This window comes from Streptomyces sp. SYSU D01066-1, assembly GCF_054956795.1.
In genome coordinates this window covers 149,002-172,738 of sequence record NZ_JBUDHV010000011.1, presented here as the reverse complement: position 1 = coordinate 172,738, position 23,737 = coordinate 149,002, and the positions used below count along the sequence as shown (strand labels likewise).

The following is a 23,737-nucleotide window of genomic DNA, read 5'->3' as shown; positions in this document are numbered from 1 at the left end:
TCCCCTCACGCGCCCATACTGCCTCAGCGCGGGACCGGTGTGCGGCGGCACAGCGGCGCCGGGCGCCCCGTGGATCGGGGACGCCCGGCGCCCAGGGCGGGGTTCAGCGGTCGCAGCGCATGAACGCGCGCACCATGCGGCACGTGGCGGCCGACGGCGGGTGGACGCCGATCAGCCGCGCCGTGCTGCGGATCTCCTCGTCGCGGGCCTGGTCGGGCAGGTAGACGCCGGAGTCGAGCAGGGCGATGGCGAGCCGCATCGCCTTGAGCCGGCGGTTGTGCGTGACGTACCACTCGCGCGGGCGGCCCGCCGGGAGCGGGCGCTTCTCCACCGGGGCGCAGGGCAGTTCCAGCGGTACGGGGCGCTTCGCGGTGGACTGGGTGGGCAGGGGCTTCGGCTTCAGTGCGGCAGCGGGCACGGGCATCCTCCTGTCGCGGTCGGGGTCGCACGGGGGCCTCGGCGCCTCCGGCGATTCCCTCGAACACTGCTTCAATTCTACTGCCGGGCACTGACAAAACCCCCTGGCCAGCAGGGCTTTCGGGGGTGCGGGGGCCGGTGTGGCGAACGGGTTTCCAGAGCGCGCGGGCTACCGTGTCGGCATGGAGATCTGGATCAATCCCGCCTGCTCGAAGTGCCGCAGCGCGATCAGCGTGCTGGACGCCGAGGGGGCCGACTACACGGTCCGCCGCTACCTGGAGGACGTGCCGAGCGCGGACGAGATCCGCGAGGTCCTCACCCGTCTCGGTCTCGAACCGTGGGACATCACCCGCATGCGGGAGGCCGCCGCCGGGGAGCTCGGGCTGAAGGAGTGGCCCCGGGAGGCCGGCTCGCGCGAGCGCTGGATCGCGGCGCTCGCCGAGCACCCGGAGCTGATCCAGCGGCCGATCATCACCGCGGACGACGGCACGGCCGTCGTCGCCCGCACCGACGAGGCGGTCCGGGACGCGCTGTCGCGGCAGTAGGCGCCGGGCCTCGCGCGGGCGGCGGTCCCCGCCCGCGCCCCTCCCCCGCGTGTCGCATACGAGCACCGGCCCCGGCGCCGGGACCCCGCGCCGTTCCCCGCGCCGCGCCGACCCGGCGGTACCCCCAGGGGACCCCCGAGGGACCCCCGGGGGACCCCTCACACCGTGAGCCGCGCCACACCACCCCCAGGTAACACGGGGTTCACAAACGGGCAATGGCCGGGAAACCGCCCGTTGACAGGCTGCCGGGCATCACCGCGGCGCTCCGGTGCGGCAGCGCCCCAGCACCAGCACCCGCACGTGCGCCCAGACCCACCCGAAGGATGTGTCCCCGTGACCTTCAAGGCCGAGTACATCTGGATCGACGGCACCGCGCCGACGGCCAAGCTCCGTTCCAAAACGAAGATCATCACGGGCGCCCCGGCCGGTCTGGACGCCCTGCCGATCTGGGGCTTCGACGGTTCCTCCACCAACCAGGCCGAGGGCCGCTCCTCGGACTGTGTGCTCAAGCCGGTCTTCACCTGCCCGGACCCGATCCGCGGCGGCGACGACGTGCTCGTCCTGTGCGAGGTCCTGGACACGGACATGGTCCCGCACCCGACCAACACCCGCGCCGCGCTGGCCGAGACCGCCGAGCGCTACGCCGCGCAGGAGCCGATCTTCGGCATCGAGCAGGAGTACACCTTCTTCAAGGACGGCTACCCGCTCGGCTTCCCCAAGGGCGGCTTCCCGGCCCCCCAGGGCGGCTACTACTGCGGTGTCGGCGCCGACGAGATCTTCGGCCGTGACGTCGTCGAGGCCCACCTGGAGAACTGCCTGAAGGCGGGCCTGGGCATCTCCGGCATCAACGCCGAGGTCATGCCCGGCCAGTGGGAGTTCCAGGTCGGCCCGCTCGCCCCGCTGGAGGTCTCCGACCAGCTGTGGGTGGCCCGCTGGCTGCTCTACCGCACCGCCGAGGACTTCGACGTCGCCGCCACCCTGGACCCCAAGCCGGTCAAGGGCGACTGGAACGGCGCGGGCGCGCACACCAACTTCTCCACCAAGGCGATGCGCGAGGGCTACGACGCCATCGTCACCGCCGCCGAGTCGCTCGGCGAGGGCTCCAAGCCGCTGGACCACGTCAAGAACTACGGCGCCGGCATCGACGACCGCCTCACCGGCCTGCACGAGACCGCCCCGTGGAACGAGTACAGCTACGGCGTCTCCGACCGCGGCGCCTCGGTCCGCATCCCCTGGCAGGTCGAGAAGGACGGCAAGGGCTACATCGAGGACCGCCGGCCCAACGCCAACGTCGACCCGTACGTGGTGACCCGCCTCCTCGTCGACACCTGCTGCGCGGCCCTGGAGAAGGCCGGCCAGGTCTGACCGGCTCCCCCCTCACGACCGATCCCAGGGGCGTCCACCGTCGCGGTGGACGCCCCTGTGGTGGTTCAATGGGGGCATGGCCAGCCTTCAGAAGCAGCACGCGCCGGGTCGCCGTGACCTGGAGCCCTTCTGGCCGTCCCGTCAGCACCACGACTTCGACCGGGTGTGTTGTCGCGCCTTCCCCGCGCGCGGCCCCGTGAAGCCGTAACCCCGGCCTCCGGCCGGCGCGCACGCCGTACGTCCGCGATGCGCGCGACCCCGCATGGACTCGCGCCCGTCGCCCTTCCGACGAACCCTCGCGCGAAAGAGCTGACCCCTCATGGCGACCACCTCCCCTTCCCTCGCTTCCGTCCCGCACGGCACCCGGTACCGGCTGCGGGCCGTCGACCGGGACGAGACGATCGACGTCGCGGACCTGCTGCCGCCCGGCGCCACCTGGCTGCCCGCCCCGCCGCACGCCCTGCCCGCCCTGCCGGGCCGGCCGCCGATGGTCGGGTACCTGGTGCTCGTACCGGCCGACCGGCAGCCGCCGTTCACCGCGCCGGAGGAGCCGGACACCACCGACGCCGACCCGCTGGTGCGGATCGACACCGCGCACCGCACCGCCTCCGTCGCCGGACGCGAACTCGACCTGACCTATCTGGAGTTCGAACTGCTCGCCCACTTCGTCGCCCACCCGCACCGGGTGCACACCCGCGACCAGCTGGTCTCCACGGTGTGGGGGTACGGCCACGTGGGCGACGGCCGCACCGTCGACGTCCACGTCGCCCGGCTGCGCCGCAAGCTGGGCGCCGAACACCGCGGCGCGATCCAGACCGTGCGCCGCGTCGGCTACAAGTACACGCCGTCGTCCGGGCGTTGAACCGCCCTCCCGCGGCCGGGGACCTGCCCGGCACCGCCCCCGGCCCCGGGCTCGGTGGCGCGCGGTGCCGGACCGGGCCGGCCGCACACCGCCGGCCTCCTCGCCAAGCCCGGCCCGAAGGTCCCCGACGGCGGCGGCCGGCGGGTCCCGGCGGCGCCGGCCCCTCCCGGCGGGGACCGGTGACCGCCGTGCCGGACGTCGGTCACCGGGACGGTTGAACACCCGTGGGACGCCTTGCGTATGGAAGGGCGCCGCTTCACTCCTGTCGGGCGCCTCGATGCCCCGCAAGGAACAGAGGAGTTCCATGGGACGCAATACAAGAAAACGCCGTACGCCACTGGCCACCAAGGTCATGGCCGGGACAGCGGCCCTGGCGCTCGGTGGGGGCGGGCTGGTCTGGGCCAATTTCTACGCGTCGGCGCACGAGAAGGACGACGGCCACGCCCGGACCCGGGCCGCCACCGCCCGGGTCGCCACCATCCAGTGCCCGGACGTCGGCCAGAGACTGCGGAACGTGCCCAGGGGGGCGCGCGCCGGGGTGGACCGGGAGCTGGCCCGGCTCGACCAGCAGATCACCGAGGCGTACGCGCGCCTCGCCGCCACCCGCCAGGCGCAGGACGGCGATCCCGGCTTCGTGCAGAACGCGATCCTCGGGCCCCTGAAGTCCAAGCGGACCGCGGTCCTGGACCGGATCGGCACCGACATCCGCCGGGCCGGCGGCCAGGCCCCGCGGGGCCTGGGCCGGTTCGCCGGCTGCAAGGGCATGGGCGCCGACCAGCCGAACGACGGCAACGGGAACGGCAACGGCGGCCAGGGCGACGGCGGGCAGGGCCAGGAGCCGGACCCGGAGGAGAGCCAGGCGCCCGACGACAACGGCAACGGCGCGACCGGGCCGGTGGCCGACGACTTCGTCGACATCACCACCGTCGAGCCGAACGGATTCCCGGGCCCCAACGGCCTGGCCGCCAACGGGGACACCGGCTCCACCGGCACCTTCACCACCGTGTGCGGCGTCAACGAGAACGACCTGCACAACAGCGACAACCTGATCGTCGCCCCCGGCGTGGACAACGGCGCCCACCACACCCACGACTACGTCGGCAACCAGGGCAACGACGCCTTCGCGAGCGACGACGACCTGGCCGCCGCCGACACCTCCTGCCAGAACCAGGGCGACAGGTCGACGTACTACTGGCCGGTGCTGCGGCTCCAGGACGGCACCGAGGAGTTCGACGCCGGTGACCTGGGCGGCGGCGCCGAGGGCAACGTCGGCAAGATCCTCAAGGCGCGGCAGGCCGAGATCAGGTTCGTCGGCAACAAGCAGGGCGACGTGGTGGCGATGCCGAAGTTCCTGCGCGTCATCACCGGCGACGCCAAGGCGTTCACCAACGGCCTCGCCAACGCCAACACCGCGTGGAGCTGCACCGGCTTCGAGGACCGCCAGCTGACCGACAAGTACCCGCTGTGCCCGGACGGCAGCCAGGTGGTGCGCACGGCCAACTTCCAGTCCTGCTGGGACGGCCAGAACATCGACAGCGCCAACCACCGCGACCACGTCGCCTTCGTCCAGGCCGACGGCGGCTGCCCCGGCGGCTTCCAGGCCATCCCGCAGCTCCAGGTCCGCCTGGTGTACGACGTGCCCACCCCGACCGTGAAGAACGGCCAGGTGAAGAACGCGTACGCGGTGGACGGCTTCCCGGAGCAGCTGCACAAGCCGATCACCGACCACAACGACTTCATCAACGTCATGGACGAGGAACTGATGGACGAGGTCGTGCGGTGCATCAACAGCGGTGAGGACTGCGAGTAGACGTCCTCGTCCCCCTGAGGGCCGGTGGCGGGTCTCCCGTCACCGGCCCTCCCCGTTCAGTGACCGCTGTGACCGCCGTGACCGCCGTGGTCGGCGCCCTGCTCCAGGGTGCCGCCGAGCGAGGCGCGCAGGCCCGCCACCACGTCCTCGTGGCCGACGGCCACCCACTTACGGCCGACGAGGTAGTAACCGCCGTAGTCCTTGGCCGTGTTGATCCACTCGCGCTGGCCCCGGTCGGTGGCGAAGGTGGCCAGGACGTACCGCTCCTTCCCCTGCTCGCAGACGGCCTGGCGGATCTCGTCGGCGTCGGTCTGCAGGTCCGGCTCGCAGCGCGCCTCGGCGGCCAGGTGCTCCAGGCTCCCCGTCGCCGTCGGCGGCACGGCCGCCGCCTCGCCGTCCGCGCCTGCGCCACAGCCGGTCAGCGCGAGCAGCGCCACCGCGCCGGCGCACGCGAGCACCGTTCGTCGGGTCAGCCTCATGTGTTCCTCCGGTCCCTTCCGGCGCCATGCCGCACGGGCCCCGGCCGGGGCCCTCGCCCTCGGTACGTCCGCGCGGCGCGAAGTACTCAGGGACGGAGGGCACTCGGTGTGCGAGGGTGGTGCCCGTGAACGCCGGCTGGGACGACCGTGTCACCGCCGCCCGGTCCGCCTTCGAGGACGATCCCGGCCAGGACCCGGCGGCTTTCCGCGCCGTGATCGACGCGCTGGCCGCCGAGCTGCCCGGGGACAGTCCGCTCGGCCCCTTCGAGCGGGCCCGCGCCTGGGACTCGGCCGGCCGGTCCGACCGCGCCGTCCCCCTGTACCGGCGGGCGCTGGCGGACGGGCTGGGCGAGGTCGGCGCGTACAAGGCCCGCCGGGCGAGGATCCAGCCGGCCAGCTCCCTGCGGAACACGGGCCGGGCCGCCGAGGGCATGGAGCTGCTGACGCCCGGACTGGACGCGCCCTCCGACGAGTTGGACGACGCCGTACGAGCCACCCTCGCCCTGTGCCTGTCCTCCCTCGGCCGCGACCGCGAGGGCCTGGCCCTGGTGCCGGGCGCGCTCGCCCCGCACCTGCCGCGCTACCGGCGCTCGACGGCCGCCTACGCGCGGGCGCTGGTGGAACCCTGAGGGGTCCCGCGGCCCGGTGACCAACCGCCCGCCGGCTCGTTTCGCTGGATGTGCAGTCACAGGATGCAGCCCCGCGCCCCGCACCGTTTGCCGGCGACCCGGTCGTCGACGTCGGACAGGCCGAGGCCGCGCTCGTCGAGCACTATCCCCGGCTGGCCCGGCTCGCCTACCTGGTGCTGCCGCCCACCCTGAGCCGGACCCGGCGCGTCCTGACCGCGCACGCCCTCGTCCAGCGCGCCCTGCCCCGCGACCGCACCCCCGCCCCCGCGGCCCCGGCCCGGTCCGCCGGCCGCGCGGCCGACCCGGGGTACGTCCTGGTCCGGCAGCGGGTGGTGCGCACGGCGCTGGAGGCGGGCCTGCCGCCGCGGCGCCGGGCGTGGCCCAGGCGCTCCCAGCTGCCGCCGCCGCTCCCTCGGGTCTGGGGCCTGCGCCTCTTCCCGCACCCCGGCGGCGCCGACGGACTCGCCCTGGACCGGGCCCTGTCCGCGCTGTCCGGCCCGGCGCGGGCCGCGTACGCGCTGCGCGGCCTGGAGGAGCTGTCCGACGCCGGGGTACGGCAGGTGCTCGCCGCCGCGGGCGTCGCCGACGGGGCGGCGGCGCTGGCCGAGGCCGGTTCGCTCCCCGCCACCCGGGAGTGGTACGCGCTGCTGTCCTCCCCCGAGTTCGACCCCTGCTCGCTCCAGGCGCGGCCGACCGACCTGATGCGCCGCCGCCGGCGTCTGCGGATGGCGCTCGCCGCCGGGGCGGCGCTGGTGGCGGGCGGGGCGCTGCTCGGCCCGCCCGGCGACGGCCGGGGTCCGGACGGCGCCGCCGCACCGCCGTACACGCACAACGCGTCGGCGCGGGCCGCCCTGGACCCCGGCAGGCTCACCGAGGTCTCCCCCACCGCCTGGCGGACCTCCGCGCGCACCGACTTCTCCGTGTGGCCGGCCCGCGGCGACCGCACCGGCGACCGGGGGCTGCTGCGCCGCGCCCTGGCCGTCTGGGCCCGCCCCGGCGACACCGTCCGGGTCTCGACGACGCCGGGCACCCCGTCCGGCGGCCCGCCCGGCCCGCCCCAGCTGCTGTACGCGGGCACCGTCGACGCCGCCCGCGTCGTGCTCCTGTACGACGGTCTGCGCGTCGTCCGCTACGCCGAGCCGAGGGACTCCGCCGCCGGGGCCGCCCTCGACCTGGCGCGGGCCGACGGGGCCGGACGGGACGGGGCGACCGCGGTGGTCCTGGGCCGGACGGACGGCGACGTGCGCTATCTGACCGCGCCGTGGGTGACGAAGGCGGCCGAGCGGGACCTGACCGAGCCGGACGCCGACGCGACGGAACTGCCCCTGACGGACGGGGTGACGGCCCCGCTGGCCGGCCCGGTCCAGCGGCCGGGCGACTGCGCCTCCTGGAACGCGCTGGAGCTGACCGACGGCTCCACCACCCGCCTGGTGAGCGACCTCGGCGAACTGGTCCCGGCCCGCCTCACCGCCGGGCGTCCCGGCGCGGCCGGGGAGGTGTCCGGGGCGAAGGAGCGGCGGGCCTGGGCGCCGTACGCCTGCTCGCTGGGCGCGGTGCGCGGGCAGGGGGTGCGGACGGTGAACGCCTGGGAGTTCGCGAAGCAGCGGCTGCCGCACGCGACCGGGACGGCGACCTGGGTGTGCACACGGGCGGAGACCTGGCGGGGCACCGGGGCGAGGGTGCTCGTCCAGTTCCACACGCCGGGCGGCCGGTACGGGACGGTGGCGGCGAAGGCCGTGGACGTGCCGGAGTGCGGCGAGCGCGCGCCGCGGGTGCTGGCCGGGGTGCTGTGGAAGTCGGCGGAGAACGGCTGGTACCTGCTGGCCGCGGGCAGCGAGGCGGTGTCCTCGGTCCGGGCGACCGGCGGCATCGACGCCTTCGCCGACGGCAACGTACTGGCGGCCGAGGCCGAGCAGGGGGCGCGGGCCGGACTGACGGGCACCCTGGAGGACGGCCGGACGGTGGACGGCCTGCACTAGGCACTTGCGATCTGCGCCAGGCACTTCCGACCTGTACTAGGCACTTGTGATCGGCGTGTCCGGTGCCGGCCGTCCTTCCCGTCGGGGGTGGGCGGGCCGCCCCTAGGTGAGGCGTCCGGCCGCGTTCGCGGCCGGCGCGGGCCCGTCGGCGTCGGACCGGTGGGCCGCGTGGCGCGTTTGCAGGTCCGCCAGGTAGTCGGGGCCGGTGTGGTGTCGGTCCTGGGCGCCGTGCCGGTGGAGTTCCATTCGGCCGTCGGCGTGCAGGCGGACCGTGGTCGTGGCGTGCCGCTCCCGGCCGTCCGCCGCCGGGTGCGGGCCGTCCGTCTCCGCTGCGGCCAGGACGGCGACGCCGGCCGGGAAGGTGGCCAGGGCGTCGGCGGTGGTGGCGACCGGCGGGCGGCCGGTGCGGTTGGCGCTGCTGACGTACAGCAGCGGCGACCGGTCCAGCAGGGGCCGCAGCGGCTGCCAGCGCGCCCCGAACAGCAGCATCCAGCCGTCCTTGATCGCCGGGGCCGCCCAGGACGGCGTACCGGCGCCGTCGTGCACCGGCACCAGCACGGTGAGGTGCTCCCGCGTCAGCAGCCACCGGGCCGTCGCGCCCTGCTCGGGCCCCAGCTTCCAGACGTCGTCGAGGGCGTCCAGCGTGTCGGGGTGGTGGGCCCACAGGGCGACCGGCTGGTCGCCGGGGCGGCCCTTGGCCTCGTTGACCGTCCGGGCGCGGCGGGCGGTGACGACGTGGGTGAGCGGCGCCGGGTTGGGCAGGACCACGGCCGCGCCCTCGTCCAGCGCCCGCCCGGCCTCGGCGAGCGACACCGGCGCGCGGTCCGCGCGGTCTGCCGCCGGGCCCCTCACGCGCCGACCCGCTGGGTGTGGACGAGGCCGTCGAGGAAGTCGGCGAAGGCGGCGTCGTCGACGACGGCCCTGCCGGTGCGGAAGGCGCGGGTCTTGACCCAGTTCATCGCCGCGCGGGTCTGCTCCTTGTCGAGCCGGTGGCCGAGGCGGTCGGCGGCGGCGGTGATGACGCGGGCGCTGGCCAGCTGCGTCAGCAGGACCTTCGGCTGGATGCCCAGCACCTCGGTGGGGTCGTAGGGCTGGAAGAGCTGCGGGTGGACGAAGGGCGTGCCGGTGGAGATGGTGCCCACTCCGGTGCCGACGATCGGGGTGGTGACGCTGATCGGGACCTCGGTCTCCTCGGACACCATCCGGGCGATCGCGGGCAGCCGGGTCAGGTCGGGGGCGGTCCACCAGGGTGTCGCGTCGGTCTTCAGGAACTCCTCGCCGTGCCGGGCGAGCAGGAACAGCAGCTGTTCGGTGGCGACCAGGCCGGCCCGCTCCGCTATGCCCAGCCAGGAGCTGGACACCACGCGCACCCCGGCGGCCAGTGCCTGCAGGGTGTTGGCCAGCCCGAGCCCGAGGTCGTTGTGCAGGTGGGTGGCGAGCACCACGTCCTCGTCCGTGCCGGCCCGCACGGCGGCGAACATGTCGTGGCAGGCGCCGGGGAGTTGGGCGCCGACCGTGTCGGCCAGGATCACCAGGCCCGCGCCGGCGGCGGTCATGGCCTGCGCGTAGTCGCTCATCAGGGAGGTGTCGGCCCGGGAGGCGTCCGCCAGGCAGATGTCCACCGCGACCATGTCGTCCAGGGCGCGGGCCGCCTCGACCAGCTCGACCCCGCCCCGCAGGGCCTCCTCGGCCGTCTTGTGGACCATCACCTGCGCCATCGCCTCGGACGCCGGGACCACCACCATCACCCGCGCGTGACGGCTGCCGCGCACCGAGGCGACGGCCTGCTCGACGTCCCGGAGCGCGCCCCGGCACACCGCGGCCACGCTGACCGTCCCCTCGGCCTCGGCCGCGACCTGGCGCACGGCCTCGAACTCCTCGTCGCACACCGCGGGGAAGCCGGCGGCGAACACCACGTGGCGCGGCCCGTCCGCGCCGAACACCCGCCCCGTCTCCTGGGCCAGCCGCACCCGGAACCGGGGGGTCATGAGTGTCTTGGCCTGAGCGCCGTCGCGCGCGGATTCCTCCCACACGACCACCCGGCCGGCCTGAGCCGACTGACGCACCACATCCATCGAAGCCTCCTGGGCCGAATTCGTCACGCTCAAAGGTGATCACGTAAATGGTTACGAACTGAGGTCGTTCGGTTACCAAGCGGTGAAGACAGCGATGGGAATCGGCCAGTGTGATCAATTCCCGCGCATGGGGTGAGCATCGTGTACGGGAGAGGTGAACACCGGGCCACGAGCGCTTCGTTCGGAGATGGAATCCGATCGGTAAGGTGTTCGTATGACTACCGGGGTGCGCCGCAGGATGGGTGTCGAGGAGCGGCGGCAGCAGCTGATCGGGGTCGCGCTCGACCTCTTCAGCCGCCGCTCTCCCGACGAGGTCTCCATCGACGAGATAGCGTCGGCCGCCGGCATCTCCCGGCCACTGGTCTACCACTACTTCCCCGGCAAACTCAGCCTGTACGAGGCCGCGTTGCGGCGTGCCGCCGACGACCTGGCGGGCCGCTTCGTGGAACCGGCCCAGGGCCCGCTGGGCGCCCGGCTGCTGCGGGTGATGGGCCGCTTCTTCGACTTCGTCGAGGAGCACGGGCCGGGCTTCTCGGCCCTGATGCGCGGCGGCCCGGCCGCCGGCTCCTCCACGACGAACGCGCTCATCGACTCCGTACGGCAGGCCGCCTACGAGCAGATCGTCGCGCACCTGCGGGTGCCACGGCCGCCGGCCCGGCTGGAACTGGTGGTGCGGTCCTGGATCTCGCTGGCCGAGTCGACGGCGCTGCTGTGGCTGGACGGGCGGCGGGTGCCGCGCGCGGAGCTCCAGGTCCAGCTCGTGCACGACCTCGGGGCGCTGATGGCGGTCGGCGCCGCCCACGACGAGGAGACGGCCGCCGTGCTCCGGCGCGTCCTGGCGGACGAACCGGCCGACGGCCCGTTCAACGACCTCGTGCGGCGGCTGATCAGCCTGGCGTCCTAAGAACCGCTGTCGAACTTCCGGTAGGAGGCGTCCAGTTCGCGTACCTCCGCCGAGGCGTGCAGCGGGAGACCGGTCTCGATGTGGTCGCGCAGCAGGCCGAGGACGGCCTCGGTGAGCTCGGCCTTGGTCTCCTCGGTGCGGCCGGGCAGCAGGCCGATGGTGACGTGCACGACGGCGTGGCCCTCGGTGTCCGGGCCGACCGTGGTGACCTGGGTGGGGCGGAACTGGGTCTTGCAGGCCGGGGGCCGGGCCGCCGCGATCTCCACCACGGCGGCGTGCAGGGCCTTGGCGAACCCGGGCCGGTCGAAGCCGTCCGTCAGCTGCTCGGAGTGGTCGACGGTGATCTGCGGCATGGGTGCTCCTGTCCGAGGGGGCCGGGTCAGGAGCACCTTAACCGCAGTACCGGTCAGCCGGCCCGGGTGAAGACGGCCACGGTGCGGCCGGGGACGGTGAACGCGCCCCCCGCGCACGACGCCCGCTTCACGACCGGGTCGGCCCCGGCCGCCTGCACCGGGTGCAGCCGGTAGCCGGTGCCGGCCGCCGCGGCGATCCGCTGCTCCTGGCTGTCCGGGGTGGCGTTGAGGACGACGACGAGGTCACCGAGGGTCATGGTGATCACGCCGGGGGTCTCGTCGTCCGTGCCGGACAGCGGGAAGGCGAGCGCCGACTGCACCTGCTCGGCGGTGGCCAGGGAGAACGCCCGCTCCGTCGTACGGATCCTCAGCAGGTCCCGGTAGGCCGCCGAGGTGGCCCGGATCTGCGGGCAGCCGACCTCGACCGCGGTGAGCAGCGGCTCGGCGTAGGGCCACTTGGCCTCGTTGTCGGCGGCCATCGGCAGGCCCCGGCCGAAGCCGTTGCCGTCGGCGCAGTCCCAGTGGACGGCGTTGAACCAGTCGCCGCTGTCGTAGGAGTTGCGGTCCAGGGACTTGGAGCGCAGCAGGTCGGTGCCGGCCTGGGAGAGCGCGGGACCCTGGGAGAGGGCGGCGGTCGCCATCGCGAGGACCTGCATCCGGGCCCGGTCGTCGGCAAACGTGCCCGCCGGCAGCTTGTAGGCGAGCGCGTCGAACAGGGACTCGTTGTCGTGGGCGTCGGCGTAGGCGAGGGCGTCGCCGGGGGCCGCGGCGTATCCGGCGGGGGCGCCGTTGTAGTCGACGTCGGAGCCCTTGACCTCCCGGCCGCCGGAGTCGGTGAAGGTGTAGTCGGCGAGGTTGCCGGTCAGCCCGACCTTGATCAGGTCCTGGTAGTGCAGGAGGCGGGCCTTCTGCTCGGCCGGTGTCCCGTTGCCCGCCGAGCCGTTGGGGTCGGTGTAGAGGCCGGAGGCGAAGCCCTGCACGCCGGGGTCCTCGTCGAAGGGGCCGCCGCCGCGCACGGCGTCGCGGGCGCGGTCGGAGAAGGTGGCGACGCCGGTGCCGGCCATGTTCTTCTGGGTGGCCTGGACGAAGCGGGCGTCGTCGGCGACCTCGCCGAAGTTCCAGCCCTCCCCGTACAGGATGATCTTCTTGCCGTCGACGCCGTCCTTCTCGGGGGTGAGGGCGTCGAGGGCCTTGCGGACCGCCAGGATGTTGGCCTTCGGGTGGTGGCCCATGAGGTCGAAGCGGAAGCCGTCGACCTTGTACTGCTTGGCCCAGGTGACGACCGAGTCGACGACGAGCTTGCCCATCATGGCGTTCTCGGTGGCGGTGCCCGCGCAGCAGGTGCTGGTGGCCACCGAGCCGTCGGCGAGCAGCCGCTGGTAGTAGCCGGGGACGATCCGGTCCAGGACGCTGGTCTTCGCCTGGCCGCTCGCCGCCGTGTGGTTGTAGACGACGTCCATGACGACCCGCAGGCCGTCCTCGTTGAGCGCCTTGACCATCTTCCGGAACTCGACCGTACGGGCCGTGCCGTCTGGGTCGGTGGCGTAGGAGCCCTCGGGGACCGTGTAGTGGTACGGGTCGTAGCCCCAGTTGTAGGCGTCCTTCGCCGCCGCCTTCGCCACGCACTCCTGCTGCTTGGCCGAGTCGGCGGGCAGGGCGGCGAGGTCGCAGTCGACGGTGGCCTGGTCGGACGTCTTCTCGGGGATCGTCGCGATGTCGAACACCGGCAGGAGGTGCACGTACGAGGTGCCCGCCTCCGCCAGCTCCCGCAGGTGCTTCGATCCGTCGCTGTCCCGGTCGGTGAAGGCCAGGTAGGTGCCGGGGTTGGACGCCGTCCTGTCCTCGACGGAGAAGTCGCGGACGTGCAGCTCCTGGATCTGGGCGTCGCGCAGGGGGACGGCGGCCGGTTTCTCGTACGTCGTCCAGCCGCGGGGGGCCAGGGACCGGTCCGCGAGGTCGACGACGAGGCTGCGCTCGGAGTCGGTGGTCAGGGCGACCGAGTACGGGTCGGTGACCTTGTTGGTGACGACCTCGCCCGCGTCGGGCGCCCAGACCTTCACCACGTACCGGTACGGCTTGTTCTTCCAGGACCTCGGGCCGGTGACGGACCAGACGCCGGTCCGGTCGTCCCGGTGCATGGCCTTGAGCTTTCCGTCCAGCTCCAGGGTGACGTTCTGGGCGGTCGGGGCCCAGACGGAGAGGGTGGGGCGGCCCTCGCGGTCGAAGACCGGGCCGAGGTCGGCCTGCGTGGCGCCGGGGTGGAGGTCGTCGAGGGCTCCGGCGGTCTGCACGCCGGTGGCCGCGAGGACCGCGCCGTTGGCCGCCAGCTGCGAGGCGACGACCTGCCCGCGCAGGGCCTCGCGGACCCGGTCGCGGTCGCGGGGGTCGACGGACCAGGCGGTGTACTCCTTCAGGTGCGGGTACTTCGCCTTCTGGGCGTCGGTGAGGGTGGTCCTGGTCAGGCGCAGCCAGCGCTCGTCGGTGCTGGTCAGGGCGCCGTCCTCGGCCTTGATGGAGCCGGTGGCGGAGTAGCGCAGCTGGGTGGAGGCGGCGGCGTCGGAGCCGGTCCAGGCGACGGTGTCCCGGCCGATCCAGACCGCCTCGGAGGTGGTGAGGTCGACGGCCGCGGCCGATCCCGCCGGCTGCGGCAGCAGGTACTTCTCCTCGCCGCTCACCAGCCACACCTCGTGGCCGTCCGCCTTGAGGTCGAGGGCCTGGTCGGTGGGGAGGTCCTTCTCGTCGCCGTTGTGCAGGATGTAGCCGAGACTGCCGGCACCCTCGGTGAGCGGTACCTCGAAGACCGCGCCATAGGAGTCGGTCCTCACCGGCCGGAGCGGCTTCGACCAGTCGGTGGGGTTCGCGGCACCCGACCAGACGTGCAGTCCCCAGCCGTCGTAGTCGCCGTCGGCGCGGTGGTAGTGCAGGACGGCCTTGGTGGTGTCCTGCGCCGGGTACTCGGGCCGCTCGGTGGTGACGGTCTCCTCGCCCTGCTCGATCCAGACCTCGCCGGTCCGCGTGACGTCGATGGTGCGGTCGGCGGTGACGTCCTTGTTCCCGTCCCGGTCGACGACGAGGAAGGAGACGCTGGAGGCGCCGGGCTTCAGTTTGACCCAGGCGAAGGCGCCGTAGGCGTCCCGGCCGGTGAAGGGGTGGCCGGCCGGCCAGGTGGTCGCCTCGCCGTCGGCGAGGTCGCCCCAGGCGTACAGGTTCCAGTCGTCGTAGTTCCCGTCCTCGCGCTTGTAGTGGACGACCGCGTAGTCGCGGGAGGCGGCGGTGGGGGGTTCCTCGGCCGGCGGGGTGCCGGTGGTGGAGGCGGCCGTGGCGCTCGCGGTGCGGCCGGCCGAGTCGACGACGACCGCCTTGTAGCGCAGGGCGGTCCCGGCGGGGGTGTCCTCGGCGAGGGTGTCGGTGACCTTGTAGGGGGCGTGGTCGGCGGAGCCGAGGGTGCGCCACTTCCCGTTGCCAATCTGGGCGGCGAAGACGACCCGGTTGAGCTGCCCGCCGCCGACGCCGGCCGTCAGCTCCACGGTGCCGGTGGCGCCGGGGCCGGGGGCGTCGAGGGTGATGGTCGGCTCGGTGGCGGGGGCGGCGAGCCGGCCCGCCGCCTTGAGGACGACCGCCGAGCCGGCCGGGACGGTGACGGTGAGCTTCGCGTCGGCGTCCGAGGTCGGGTGCTGCTCGCTGCCGTGGACGGAGTCGAAGCGCATGTCCGCCGAGCCGGTGGCGAAGGTGGCCGTCTGCTCCGTGCCGGCGTTGTTGAAGGCGACGACGTACTCGGTGCCGGTGGCCGCGTCCGTGCGGGAGACGGCGTAGACACCGGCGCCGTCGGCAGCGTACCGCTCGGTCTGGACGCCGTCGGTGAGCGCCGGGTGGGCCCTGCGGAGCTCGGCGAGGGCGCTGATCTGCCGGTAGAGCGGCGCCTGCGTGTCGTAGGCGTCCTCGGCGTGGGTGCGGTCGGTGCCGATCAGGTCGTCGTCGAGGTAGTCGGCGGTGCGGGAGGCGAACATCGTCTGGCGGGCGTCCTTGTCGCCGCCCGCGCCGGTGAAGCCCTGTTCGTCGCCGTAGTAGACGACCGGGTTGCCGCGGCTGAGGAACATCAGCTCGTTGGCGAACTCGGCCTTCTTCAGCAGTTCGGCGTCGGTGGCGTCCGGGTCGTCCTGCTTCAGGAAGGAGCCGATGCGGCCCATGTCGTGGTTGCCGAGGAAGGTGACCTGCTCGTAGGCGTTGGCGGCGCCGGTCGTGTACTTGTAGTCGTCCGCGAAGACCGACGCCAGCTTCCGGGCGCTGCCGCCCTGGGAGGCGTAGGCGCGGGCCGCGTCCTGGAAGGGGAAGTCGAGGGTGGCGTCGAGGCGGCCCTGGGTGACGTACGGGGCGGTGACGGCGGTGTCGGCGGAGTAGACCTCACCGAACATGAAGAAGTCGTCGCGGCCCTTCTTCGCCGCGTACGCGTCGAGGGCGGTGGCCCACTGGGTCCAGAACTCCATGTTCACGTGCTTGACGGTGTCGATCCGGAAGCCGTCGATGTCGAAGTCCCGCACCCAGCGCCGGTAGATCCTCTCCATGCCGGTGACGACCTCGGGCCGCTCGGTCCACAGGTCGTCCAGGCCGTTGAAGTCGCCGTGGCCGGCGGACTCGCCGGCCCAGGTGGAGTCGCCGCGGTTGTGGTACATCGTGGGGTCGTTGAGCCAGGAGGGCACCTTGGCGGCGGCGCTCGTGACCTTCGGCGTGTACGGGAAGGAGTCGGCGTCGGTCTTCGGGAAGGTGCCGGACCCGTCCGCGTGGCCGGCGTCGTCGAAGGGTTCGCCGTCCTTCGTCAGGTAGGGGAAGGCGCCCTTGGCGAGGTAGTCGTGGGACTGCTCCTCGTGGTCGACGACGTCGGCGGTGTGGTTGGTGATGACGTCGAAGAAGACCTTCATGCCCTTGGCGTGCGCCTTCGAGATGAGGGTCTGAAGGTCCTCGTTGGTCCCGAAGTGCGGGTCGACCTGGGTGAAGTCGGTGATCCAGTACCCGTGGTACCCGGCGGACGCGTCGGCCCCCGTGCCCTGCACGGGCCGGTTCTTGAAGAGGGGCGCCATCCAGATGGCGGTGGTGCCCAGGCCCTTGATGTAGTCGAGCTTCCGGGTCAGGCCCTTGAGGTCTCCGCCCTGGTAGAAGCCCTTGTCGGTGGGGTCGTGGCCGGTGGCGAGACGGGAGCCGGTGAGACCGCCCTTGTCGTTGCCGGTGTCACCGTTGGCGAAACGGTCCGGCAGGACGAAGTAGAACTGCTCGCGGGTGAGGTCGTGGCGGGCGGCCGTCCTGGCGAGCTGGGCGTCCGACGGGGGTGGCGGGGGGCTCGCGGCGGTCGCGGCGAGGGGCTGGACCAGCGTCGCCGCCAGGGCGGCGACGGTGACGGCCGCGATCCGTGCGGTGCGTGTGCCGCGGGCACGGGCGGTGCGGCGCCTGCCCGGCGCCGGGCGTCTCGGTATCACCGGTGGAACTCCTTGCTGACGGCGGCTCGTTCGCGGGTCCGACCCCGGCGAGAAGGTAACCTCGCCGCAAGGGTTGCAGCAAGGGTCGTGAAAGTAACGGAAAGACATTTCACGACCCTTGCCGCGGGACTCCGGGACGTGGGCTCAGCAGCTCGACTTGCCCGCGTACAGCGCCAGCGCGGTGTGGGCGCCGAGGGTGGCGGTGAACTGGCCGGAGCCGTTCACGGTCACCGTCGTGCCGCTCTGGACGTCGCAGTACGTGCCGGCGGACAGGGACGTCTGGTAGGTGCGGGTCAGCGAGGCGCCCTCGTGGTTGATGGCGACGTACCCCTTGGCACCGCGTCCGAAGGCGATGGCGTCGCCCCCGTTGTCCCACCAGTTGGTGACGGACTCCCCGCGCACGGCGTTGCGGAAGGCCACCATCGACTTGATCTCCGGCCAGGCGTGCTGGCACTTCCAGCCGTCCTGCCAGCAGGCGTTGACCTGGCCGTTGTTGGGCGGGCCGGCGTCCGTGCTGGACCACTCGTAGCCGCTGTTGACGTCGGGCGCCCCGTAGGGCCAGGCCAGCATGAAGACGTTGGCGAGGGTGTAGGTGGCGTTGTCCTTGTAGCTGAGGGTGGAGCCGCCCCGCTCGGTGTCGTGGTTGTCGACGAAGACACCGGAGACGCCGCTGCTCAGGTACCCCCAGCTCTCGCCGTAGTTCTTCAGGTAGGCGAGGTTCTCGTTGTTGAAGACGCGCTTGAGGTCGTAGGCGTAGCGGAACTCCTGGACGTCCCCGTTGCCGGTGTACTCGGTGGGCTGGACGGCCTCCCCGCTGCCGTAGATGACCTCCTGCTTCCAGTAGACGGAGGGGTTGCTGAGCCGGGACTTGATGTTGGCGAGGTCGGCGGCCGGGATGTGCTTGGCCGCGTCGATCCGGAAGCCGTCGACGCCGAGGGAGAGGAGTTCGTTGAGGTACCCGGCGATCGTCTTGCGGACGTACTCCTCGCCGGTGTCGAGGTCGGCGAGCCCGACGAGTTCGCAGTTCTGCACGTTGGCGCGGTCGGTGTAGTTGCTGATCTGCGCGGTGCAGTCGTCGAAGTCGTAGGACGAGTACAGCCCGGGGTAGTCGTACTTCGTGTACGCCGATCCGCCGGTTCCGGTGCCGCTGCCCGCGGACATGTGGTTGACGACGGCGTCGGCGACGACCTTCACACCGGCCGCGTGACAGGTGTTCACCATGGACTGGAACGCGGCCCGGTCACCGAGCCGTCCGGCGATCTTGTAGCTGACCGGCTGGTACGAGGTCCACCACTGGGACCCCTGTATGTGCTCGGCGGGCGGGGAGACCTGCACGTAGCCGTAGCCGGCGGGGCCGAGGGTGTTGGTGCACTCGCGGGCGACCGAGGCGAAGTTCCACTCGAAGAGGACGGCGGTGACGTCCTTGGCGCCGGGCGGGGACGCCTGCGCCGTGGTCGCTACGGTCGGGTTCATGACAAGGGCAGCCGCGGCGAGGGTGGCTGCGCCGAAGAGGAGGGATCTGCGTGCCATGTGGGGGCCCTTCTTCGTTGAAGGCTCTTGCTGCAAGGTTTCTGAAACCTTGCGGTGACGCAGATGTTAAAGGCCCGCTTCCTGAAAAGGCAGCGGGCCGTCGGAAGTTGATGCGAAAAGTTACGGCGTGCCGAGCAGTCCCGCCCGTACCCGCTCGTCGGTCAGCAGGCTCAGCGTCCCCGGCTCGTCGGCGAACACGTCCTTCGCTCCTGGGACCAGGGCCTGATGGAACATGGCGTGCACCACGTCGGCGGTCGGCTGCTCCCAGACGGTGTTCTTCCACTCCAGAACGCGTTCGGCATCGCCCTGGTCGTGAGCGCGCAGCCACTCCTTGATGAGCGGCGGCGTGATCCGGTAGGCGTTGCGCCGGCCCCGCACCAGCACCCCGCGGTTGAGCTGGAACACCTCGCAGGTCGCCTGTCCCTTCGGCGTCAGCGGCAGGTACGTGCCCGCGGCGAGCGACAGGTGGAGGTGCGCGGCGGGGTCTTCGTCGCTGGGGTCGATCAGCAGGGGCGAGCCCGTGGAGTCCACCGGGAACGCCTCCCGCTTGTGGTGGCTGTTGCACAGGGAACAGGCCAGCAGGTGGTTGCGCCAGTCGAAGGTGCGCAGCGGGGCGCGGCTCAGCGGCTCGAAGTGGTCGATGTCCGTGCCCTGGCTGTCACCGCAGTACATGCACCGCTCGATGCCGGGGGCCATCGCGGCCAGGGTCTCGCTCAGCACGGTGTGCACATGACGGCGTACCGTGCTGTGCTTCCACAGGGTCCGGGCGCGGTCCACCGGCTTGCCGGCCTCGGCTATCTCCTGAGTGCAGTGGTCCATACGCCGTCGCGTCGGCTGCGGCAGTTCGGTGCGGTGGATCCTGATCATGACGGCCGCTCGCCCTCCGCCCGGTCGCGCAGCCGTGCGGCCACCTCGTCGACCCGGGTCGCCGGGGAACTCACCAGCTTCCGCTTCAGCTGCCGGTAGCGCATGCGTTGTTCGTCGCTCGCCTCGCCGCGCAGCACGCTCATCTCCAGCGCCACCAGTTCGCCGCGCTCGCGCTCGGCCTGCTCGGAGTAAGGCGTGTCGAGACCGAAGAGGTACGACAGCACGGCGTCGTCCCCGCTGCCGTAGACGACCCGGTCGTACACGTCCGGCGGCACCCGCTCCACCTGCCCGTCCTCCTCCGCGCCCGGCAGCCGGACGAGGCCCCCCGGATCGGCCGACTGGCAGATGTACGGGCTGTGGGTCGTGACGATGAACTGGATAGCCGGGAAGTGGGAGGTGAGCCAGTCGCCGATCCGTCGCTGCCAGGAGACGTGCAGATGGGCGTCGACCTCGTCGATGATCACGACGCCCGGGTAGTCGGCGATCGCGGTCCCGGACCCCTCGTCGCGGTACACGAGCAGTTCGCCGTAGGCGTCGTAGATCTGCTTGAGGATGTCCACCACGAGCGCGGCCACGGTCCGGAAACCGTCGCTCATCTCTTTCAGCGGAAAACGCCGGTCCCGCTGCACCACCCACAGGCCCTCCGAGTCGACGTCGTCGATCCGGCAGCCGTCGGGGAGCAGGCCGTCACCGAGGATCTCCAGTGCGGCGGTGCGCAACTCGTCGGCACCCTCGCGTCGTTCGAGCGCCCTCAGGTGCTGTTCGATCAGCCAGGTCACCCCCTCCGCGAGGGAGGCGTCCTCGTTGAACAGGCTCGCCTGCCGGGCCACCGGCCCCGACGCCAGCATGAGGCGCTGCGCGTCCCCCGAGCCTCCGACCAGCCGCCGGAACGGCCCGTAGGCCGCGCAGAACCAGCCCTCCGTGTTGTCGGCCCAGGGACCGCGCTGCGCGGTGACCGTCCTGGGGCCGGCGTAGGTGACCGCGTCCAGGGACGGCTGTACCGCCCTGCCGGGCTTTCCCCTCGCGACGCCCGGATCGGAAGGGAGGGTCCACTTCAGTCCCGCCCAGAACGGTCCCGACGGCCGGCGTCCCTGTGTGAAGCGGTCGAGCGGCTCGTGCGCCAGCTCCACTTCGGCGTATGCCTCGCGTTCGCCGTGCGTGACCCAGTTGTCGAACACCGGCATCAGACTGCGGGCGACGGCGGGACCGCTCAGGGCCAGCGACACCGCCCTCAGCAGGGTGGTCTTCCCCGATCCGTTGCGGCCTGCGAGCACCGTCCATCCGGCGTGCGTACCGTCCGGCCGGACCAGTTCCAGGTCCACCTCGTCGAAAGACTTGATGTTGTGCAGGTTGACCCTGGAGAGATACATGTTCCGATCCGCCCGATCCGCCGCGTGCCTGTTCCGCCACGTCAGCCTAGAACCGTACGTGACGGCCGACTGCTGGTACGCGCGGATCAAGGTGGCGTCCGGCCGGGTGCAGCCGGTCAAGGCGCCGGTCTCCGTGGACCGGAGGCGGCTCGCCGCAGCGGAGCGTCTCGTGGACAGGCGCGTCCGCAAGGACCGTGAGGGGCCTGCTGTTCGGAGCACGTGACCCCTGATCAGGCCAGACACGATCCTCACCACCGACGGCCGCTTGCCGCGCATCCACCGCGGCCGGCGTGGGCCGGCGGCCGTCCGGCCGACCGTGGGGCTTTCCGACGGTGCCGAGGCGGCCCGACAGCCACCCCCGGACACGACACCCGTCACGGGAAACGTGAACACTTCCTACCTCATCGTCCTCCCCTCGCTCGTTTGAGCGTTCTCCTGACATTCGCCCCCCACCTGCTCACGTCCTCCGGCGAGGGGCACATGACGTCGGCGGCCACCGGGGAAGTGAACCCGAGAGGACGTCCCGTGCGACTCGCTCCAGCGGAACGCCTCTTCGACCGCCGCCGCGTCCACGGAGACCACCGGTGTCCCGCACCGGAACGCGTACACGCTTGATCCCCTGCACCACGGAGCGGGACGCGACCCGGATCAACCCGCTCCCGGCCGGGCGGGGCGCCCCCGCACGACGGTATGCGCGGCGTCCGGGCCGGCCACCAGGCGCCGGGCCAACTCGGTCAGACCGTCCGTCCGCAGCACCCGGCCGCCGAACCCCGGCAGGGGGACGTGCAGGGGCTCGGTCCAGCGGGCGGGGATCGCGTCCGGGCCGTAGCGGGCGCCCGCGAGCCCTCCGGTGACCGCGGCGACGGTGTCCGTGTCACCGCCGAGGTCGATCGCCGCGCGGACCGCCTCCACGAAGCTCCCCGTCGTCCGCAGGGCCCAGACGGCCGAACCCAGGCAGGGCCAGACGGCACCGTTGAACTCGGTCGCCAGGTCGGGGTGCCAGTCGGCGTCCAGGACGGTCGCGTAGCGCGGGCGGTGGTCGGGGTGGACCAGGGCCAGCGCCTCGGGAACGGCGTCGAGGGGATCGGCGCCCTCCAGTGCCTGCCGCACCAGTTCGTGGAAGACGGCGGTGCCCTCCCAGGCGGCCCGGTCGCCGTGGGTGAGGGCGGCGATGCGGCGGGCGGCGTCCATCGTGGCCGCCTGGCCGGCCCCGGCGAAGCGGACGGCGGAGGTGGCCGCCCGCATGAGCGCTCCGTTGCCCGCCGCGCGCCGGTTGACCTGGAAGTGGACGGCCGCGGCCTGGTCCCACGGCATGCCGTTGGTCAGCACGTCCTCGGTCTGCAGGCCGATGTCCTTGGGCTCGGCCACCGCCCAGCGCCGGAAGCGGTCGAAGACGTCCGGCAGGTCGAGCCCGCCCCGCTCCAGCAGCGACTCCCCCACCAGGACGGCCATCTGCGTGTCGTCCGTGGCCTCCCCCGGCTCCCAGCCACCGCCCCCGCACATCTCGCCGGACCCCGGCTCGGGAAACCGGGCGGAGAAGACACCCTCGGGACCGAACTCGAAGGGCGCGCCGAGCGCGTCGCCCACCGCCGATCCCACGACGGTGGCGACAGCCCGCCGCACGCGGCTCACCGGTGCCGGCGTCTTTACGAGCTGACCTCTCGCACGCCGGATATGAACGCCGCCCAGGCGGCCGGAGCGAGCAACAGCACCGGCCCCGCAGGGTTCTTGCTGTCCCGGACGGGGACCGTGCCGGGGATGTTGTCGGCGAGTTCGAGGCAGTCGCCGCCGCCGCCATTGCTGTAGGTGCTCTTGCGCCAGCTCGCGGCTGTCAGGTCGGGTCGGTTACCGCGCATGTCTCGTACTCCTTCATGGCCTGCCGGATCAGGACCGCCGACGCCTCCGGCGGCAGGGCTTGCGCTTGGAGGAGATCGTAACGATAGGAGTGACGGGCGACCATGGTCCGGTCCTCCACCAATTCGCCCGAGTGGTCCCCTTCCAAGTAGGCGACGTCCGGTGCGGACGCGAAGGACAGAAGGGTGAGCGAACCTCCCAAGGCCGAGTGCGCCCCGGCGGCGAACGGAAGCAACTGCACCTCGATGTTGGGTGTCGCGGCGGCCTCCAGCACGACGGCCAACTGCTCCCTCATCACCACCGGCCCTCCCACCGGCCGTCGGATCACCGACTCGTCCAGCACCACCCACAGCAGCGGCGGCCGTGACCTGCGGAGCAACGTCTGCCGACCGAGCCGGGCCGCGACGCTCTCCTCGATCTCCTCCGCCGTGCACCAGGGCTGCCCCAGTCGCAGTACCTCGCGCGCGTACCTCTCGGTCTGGAGCAGTCCCGGGACGCTGTGCGCCATGTACTTGTGCATGGCGTTCGCCTTGGCCTCGTACTCCACGTACTTCCGCGCCCAGTCCGGGATCGGCGTCCGCCTGATGTGGTCCCACAGGTCGACCAGGTCACCGTCGGCCCTGAGGATCACGTCCAGCTTGGCGTTGACCTTCTCGGACGGGATCTCGTTGCCCAGCTCGTACTGGGCGATCCGGCTGTGCGCGATGGGGATGAGCGCCCCGAGCCGCCGTTGCGTGAGCCCGGCCTGCAAGCGCAGCTTGCGCAGCTTCTTGCCGTACAGCGCCGCCAGCGACGTGGACGGGTCGAGATCCTTCGGCGCGGGCATGGGCGTCCCCCGTTTTCGATCCGGTGCCACGAAAACCGTTACGCCTGGTGAGCGTAGCGTCACGCACCGATGCTTGATGCCGAAAAGCACGACCACCGCACAGAAGGGGCACCGCCCGCATGGAACAGGAAAGCCGCACAGCACGCATCCGGGACGCCGAGGCGGCCAAGGACGAGCTGGCTCGCGCGCTGGCCGACGTCGGTGTGCTGCTGCCGTCGCTGGGGCTGGACACCGTCTCGCTGGCCAGCGAGTACCTGCCGCCCCTGGTGGATCTCGGGCGCTGCAACCCGGGTACCGCGCGGAAGATGGCGGCGGTCCTGCGCGAGAGCCGCACGAACGAGCTGACGGCCAGGGTGCGCGAGCTGAACCGCAGAAGCGGTCCCCTGCCCGGTCACTAGTGTCCC

20 protein-coding genes are annotated in these 23,737 nt (G+C 72.6%); 8 read left to right on the top strand and 12 right to left on the bottom strand.

Annotated elements, in window-relative coordinates; translation table 11 throughout:
- Positions 1-103 precede the first annotated feature (103 nt).
- Complete coding sequence (locus ACY1JF_RS14110; protein ID WP_462705433.1) at positions 104-418, bottom strand: hypothetical protein; 315 nt, start codon at positions 416-418, stop codon at positions 104-106.
- Positions 419-599: 181 nt separating this feature from the next.
- On the opposite strand from ACY1JF_RS14110, the gene ACY1JF_RS14105 reads away from it, so the two are divergent.
- From ACY1JF_RS14105 to ACY1JF_RS14090, 4 genes are all read left to right on the top strand, one after another.
- Positions 600-962 (top strand): arsenate reductase family protein, encoded by a 363-nt coding sequence (locus ACY1JF_RS14105; RefSeq protein WP_462705432.1) that lies wholly within the window; start codon positions 600-602, stop codon positions 960-962.
- A gap of 333 nt (positions 963-1,295) precedes the next feature.
- Positions 1,296-2,327, top strand: a complete 1,032-nt coding sequence (gene glnII, locus ACY1JF_RS14100) for a glutamine synthetase (RefSeq protein ID WP_462705431.1) — start codon at positions 1,296-1,298, stop codon at positions 2,325-2,327.
- Between the two features lie 319 nt (positions 2,328-2,646).
- Positions 2,647-3,189 carry a winged helix-turn-helix domain-containing protein gene (locus ACY1JF_RS14095; protein ID WP_462705430.1) on the top strand — a complete coding sequence of 181 codons (543 nt, stop codon included), beginning with the start codon at positions 2,647-2,649 and terminating at the stop codon, positions 3,187-3,189.
- A 304-nt stretch (positions 3,190-3,493) separates the two neighbouring features.
- On the top strand, positions 3,494-4,999 hold the full coding sequence (locus ACY1JF_RS14090; RefSeq protein ID WP_462705429.1) for a DUF1996 domain-containing protein: 1,506 nt from the start codon (positions 3,494-3,496) through the stop codon (positions 4,997-4,999).
- Positions 5,000-5,055: 56 nt separating this feature from the next.
- Here the strand turns inward: ACY1JF_RS14090 and ACY1JF_RS14085 are convergent, their stop codons facing one another.
- Entirely contained in the window at positions 5,056-5,478 is a 423-nt protein-coding gene (locus ACY1JF_RS14085) for a hypothetical protein (protein WP_462705428.1), read from the bottom strand.
- Positions 5,479-5,603: 125 nt separating this feature from the next.
- Between ACY1JF_RS14085 and ACY1JF_RS14080 the strand changes: the two genes are divergently transcribed.
- Together ACY1JF_RS14080 and ACY1JF_RS14075 are read left to right on the top strand one after the other, a co-directional pair.
- Positions 5,604-6,107: a tetratricopeptide repeat protein gene (locus tag ACY1JF_RS14080; RefSeq protein ID WP_462705427.1), complete on the top strand. Its 504-nt coding sequence runs from the start codon at positions 5,604-5,606 to the stop codon at positions 6,105-6,107.
- A 50-nt stretch (positions 6,108-6,157) separates the two neighbouring features.
- The gene (locus tag ACY1JF_RS14075) at positions 6,158-8,086 is read left to right on the top strand and encodes a hypothetical protein (RefSeq protein WP_462705426.1); all 1,929 of its coding nucleotides are present in this window, start codon (positions 6,158-6,160) and stop codon (positions 8,084-8,086) included.
- Between the two features lie 102 nt (positions 8,087-8,188).
- Here ACY1JF_RS14075 and ACY1JF_RS14070 read toward each other — a convergent pair whose 3' ends face one another.
- Positions 8,189-8,899 (bottom strand): hypothetical protein, encoded by a 711-nt coding sequence (locus ACY1JF_RS14070; RefSeq protein WP_462705425.1) that lies wholly within the window; start codon positions 8,897-8,899, stop codon positions 8,189-8,191.
- 35 nt (positions 8,900-8,934) lie between these two features.
- Complete coding sequence (locus ACY1JF_RS14065; protein ID WP_462705424.1) at positions 8,935-10,161, bottom strand: 2-isopropylmalate synthase; 1,227 nt, start codon at positions 10,159-10,161, stop codon at positions 8,935-8,937.
- Between the two features lie 214 nt (positions 10,162-10,375).
- Here ACY1JF_RS14065 and ACY1JF_RS14060 point away from each other — a divergent pair, with 214 nt between their 5' ends.
- Positions 10,376-11,065, top strand: coding sequence for a TetR/AcrR family transcriptional regulator (locus tag ACY1JF_RS14060; protein WP_462705423.1), 690 nt, complete (start codon positions 10,376-10,378; stop codon positions 11,063-11,065).
- Here the strand turns inward: ACY1JF_RS14060 and ACY1JF_RS14055 are convergent.
- The 8 genes from ACY1JF_RS14055 to ACY1JF_RS14020 form a co-directional block, all read right to left on the bottom strand.
- Entirely contained in the window at positions 11,062-11,418 is a 357-nt protein-coding gene (locus ACY1JF_RS14055) for a 5-carboxymethyl-2-hydroxymuconate Delta-isomerase (protein ID WP_462705422.1), read from the bottom strand. The two genes, ACY1JF_RS14060 and ACY1JF_RS14055, sit on opposite strands and share 4 nt — an antisense overlap.
- Before the next feature lie 53 nt (positions 11,419-11,471).
- Positions 11,472-16,886, bottom strand: coding sequence for a pullulanase-type alpha-1,6-glucosidase (pulA, locus tag ACY1JF_RS14050; RefSeq protein ID WP_462705421.1), 5,415 nt, complete (start codon positions 16,884-16,886; stop codon positions 11,472-11,474).
- Between the two features lie 144 nt (positions 16,887-17,030).
- The gene (locus tag ACY1JF_RS14045; protein WP_462705420.1) at positions 17,031-18,416 is read right to left on the bottom strand and encodes an alpha-amylase; all 1,386 of its coding nucleotides are present in this window, start codon (positions 18,414-18,416) and stop codon (positions 17,031-17,033) included.
- Positions 18,417-18,536: 120 nt separating this feature from the next.
- On the bottom strand, positions 18,537-19,283 hold the full coding sequence (locus ACY1JF_RS14040) for an HNH endonuclease (protein WP_462705419.1): 747 nt from the start codon (positions 19,281-19,283) through the stop codon (positions 18,537-18,539).
- On the bottom strand, positions 19,280-20,653 hold the full coding sequence (locus ACY1JF_RS14035; protein ID WP_462705418.1) for an AAA family ATPase: 1,374 nt from the start codon (positions 20,651-20,653) through the stop codon (positions 19,280-19,282). Before ACY1JF_RS14035 ends, ACY1JF_RS14040 begins: the two co-directional genes overlap by 4 nt.
- 648 nt (positions 20,654-21,301) lie before the next feature.
- Complete coding sequence (locus tag ACY1JF_RS14030; protein WP_462705417.1) at positions 21,302-22,285, bottom strand: ADP-ribosylglycohydrolase family protein; 984 nt, start codon at positions 22,283-22,285, stop codon at positions 21,302-21,304.
- 14 nt (positions 22,286-22,299) lie between these two features.
- Entirely contained in the window at positions 22,300-22,509 is a 210-nt protein-coding gene (locus tag ACY1JF_RS14025) for a DUF397 domain-containing protein (RefSeq protein ID WP_462705416.1), read from the bottom strand.
- Entirely contained in the window at positions 22,485-23,333 is an 849-nt protein-coding gene (locus ACY1JF_RS14020) for a helix-turn-helix domain-containing protein (RefSeq protein WP_462705415.1), read from the bottom strand. Before ACY1JF_RS14020 ends, ACY1JF_RS14025 begins: the two co-directional genes overlap by 25 nt.
- 119 nt (positions 23,334-23,452) lie before the next feature.
- Here ACY1JF_RS14020 and ACY1JF_RS14015 point away from each other — a divergent pair, with 119 nt between their 5' ends.
- The gene (locus ACY1JF_RS14015) at positions 23,453-23,731 is read left to right on the top strand and encodes a hypothetical protein (protein WP_462705414.1); all 279 of its coding nucleotides are present in this window, start codon (positions 23,453-23,455) and stop codon (positions 23,729-23,731) included.
- Positions 23,732-23,737: the final 6 nt, after the last annotated feature.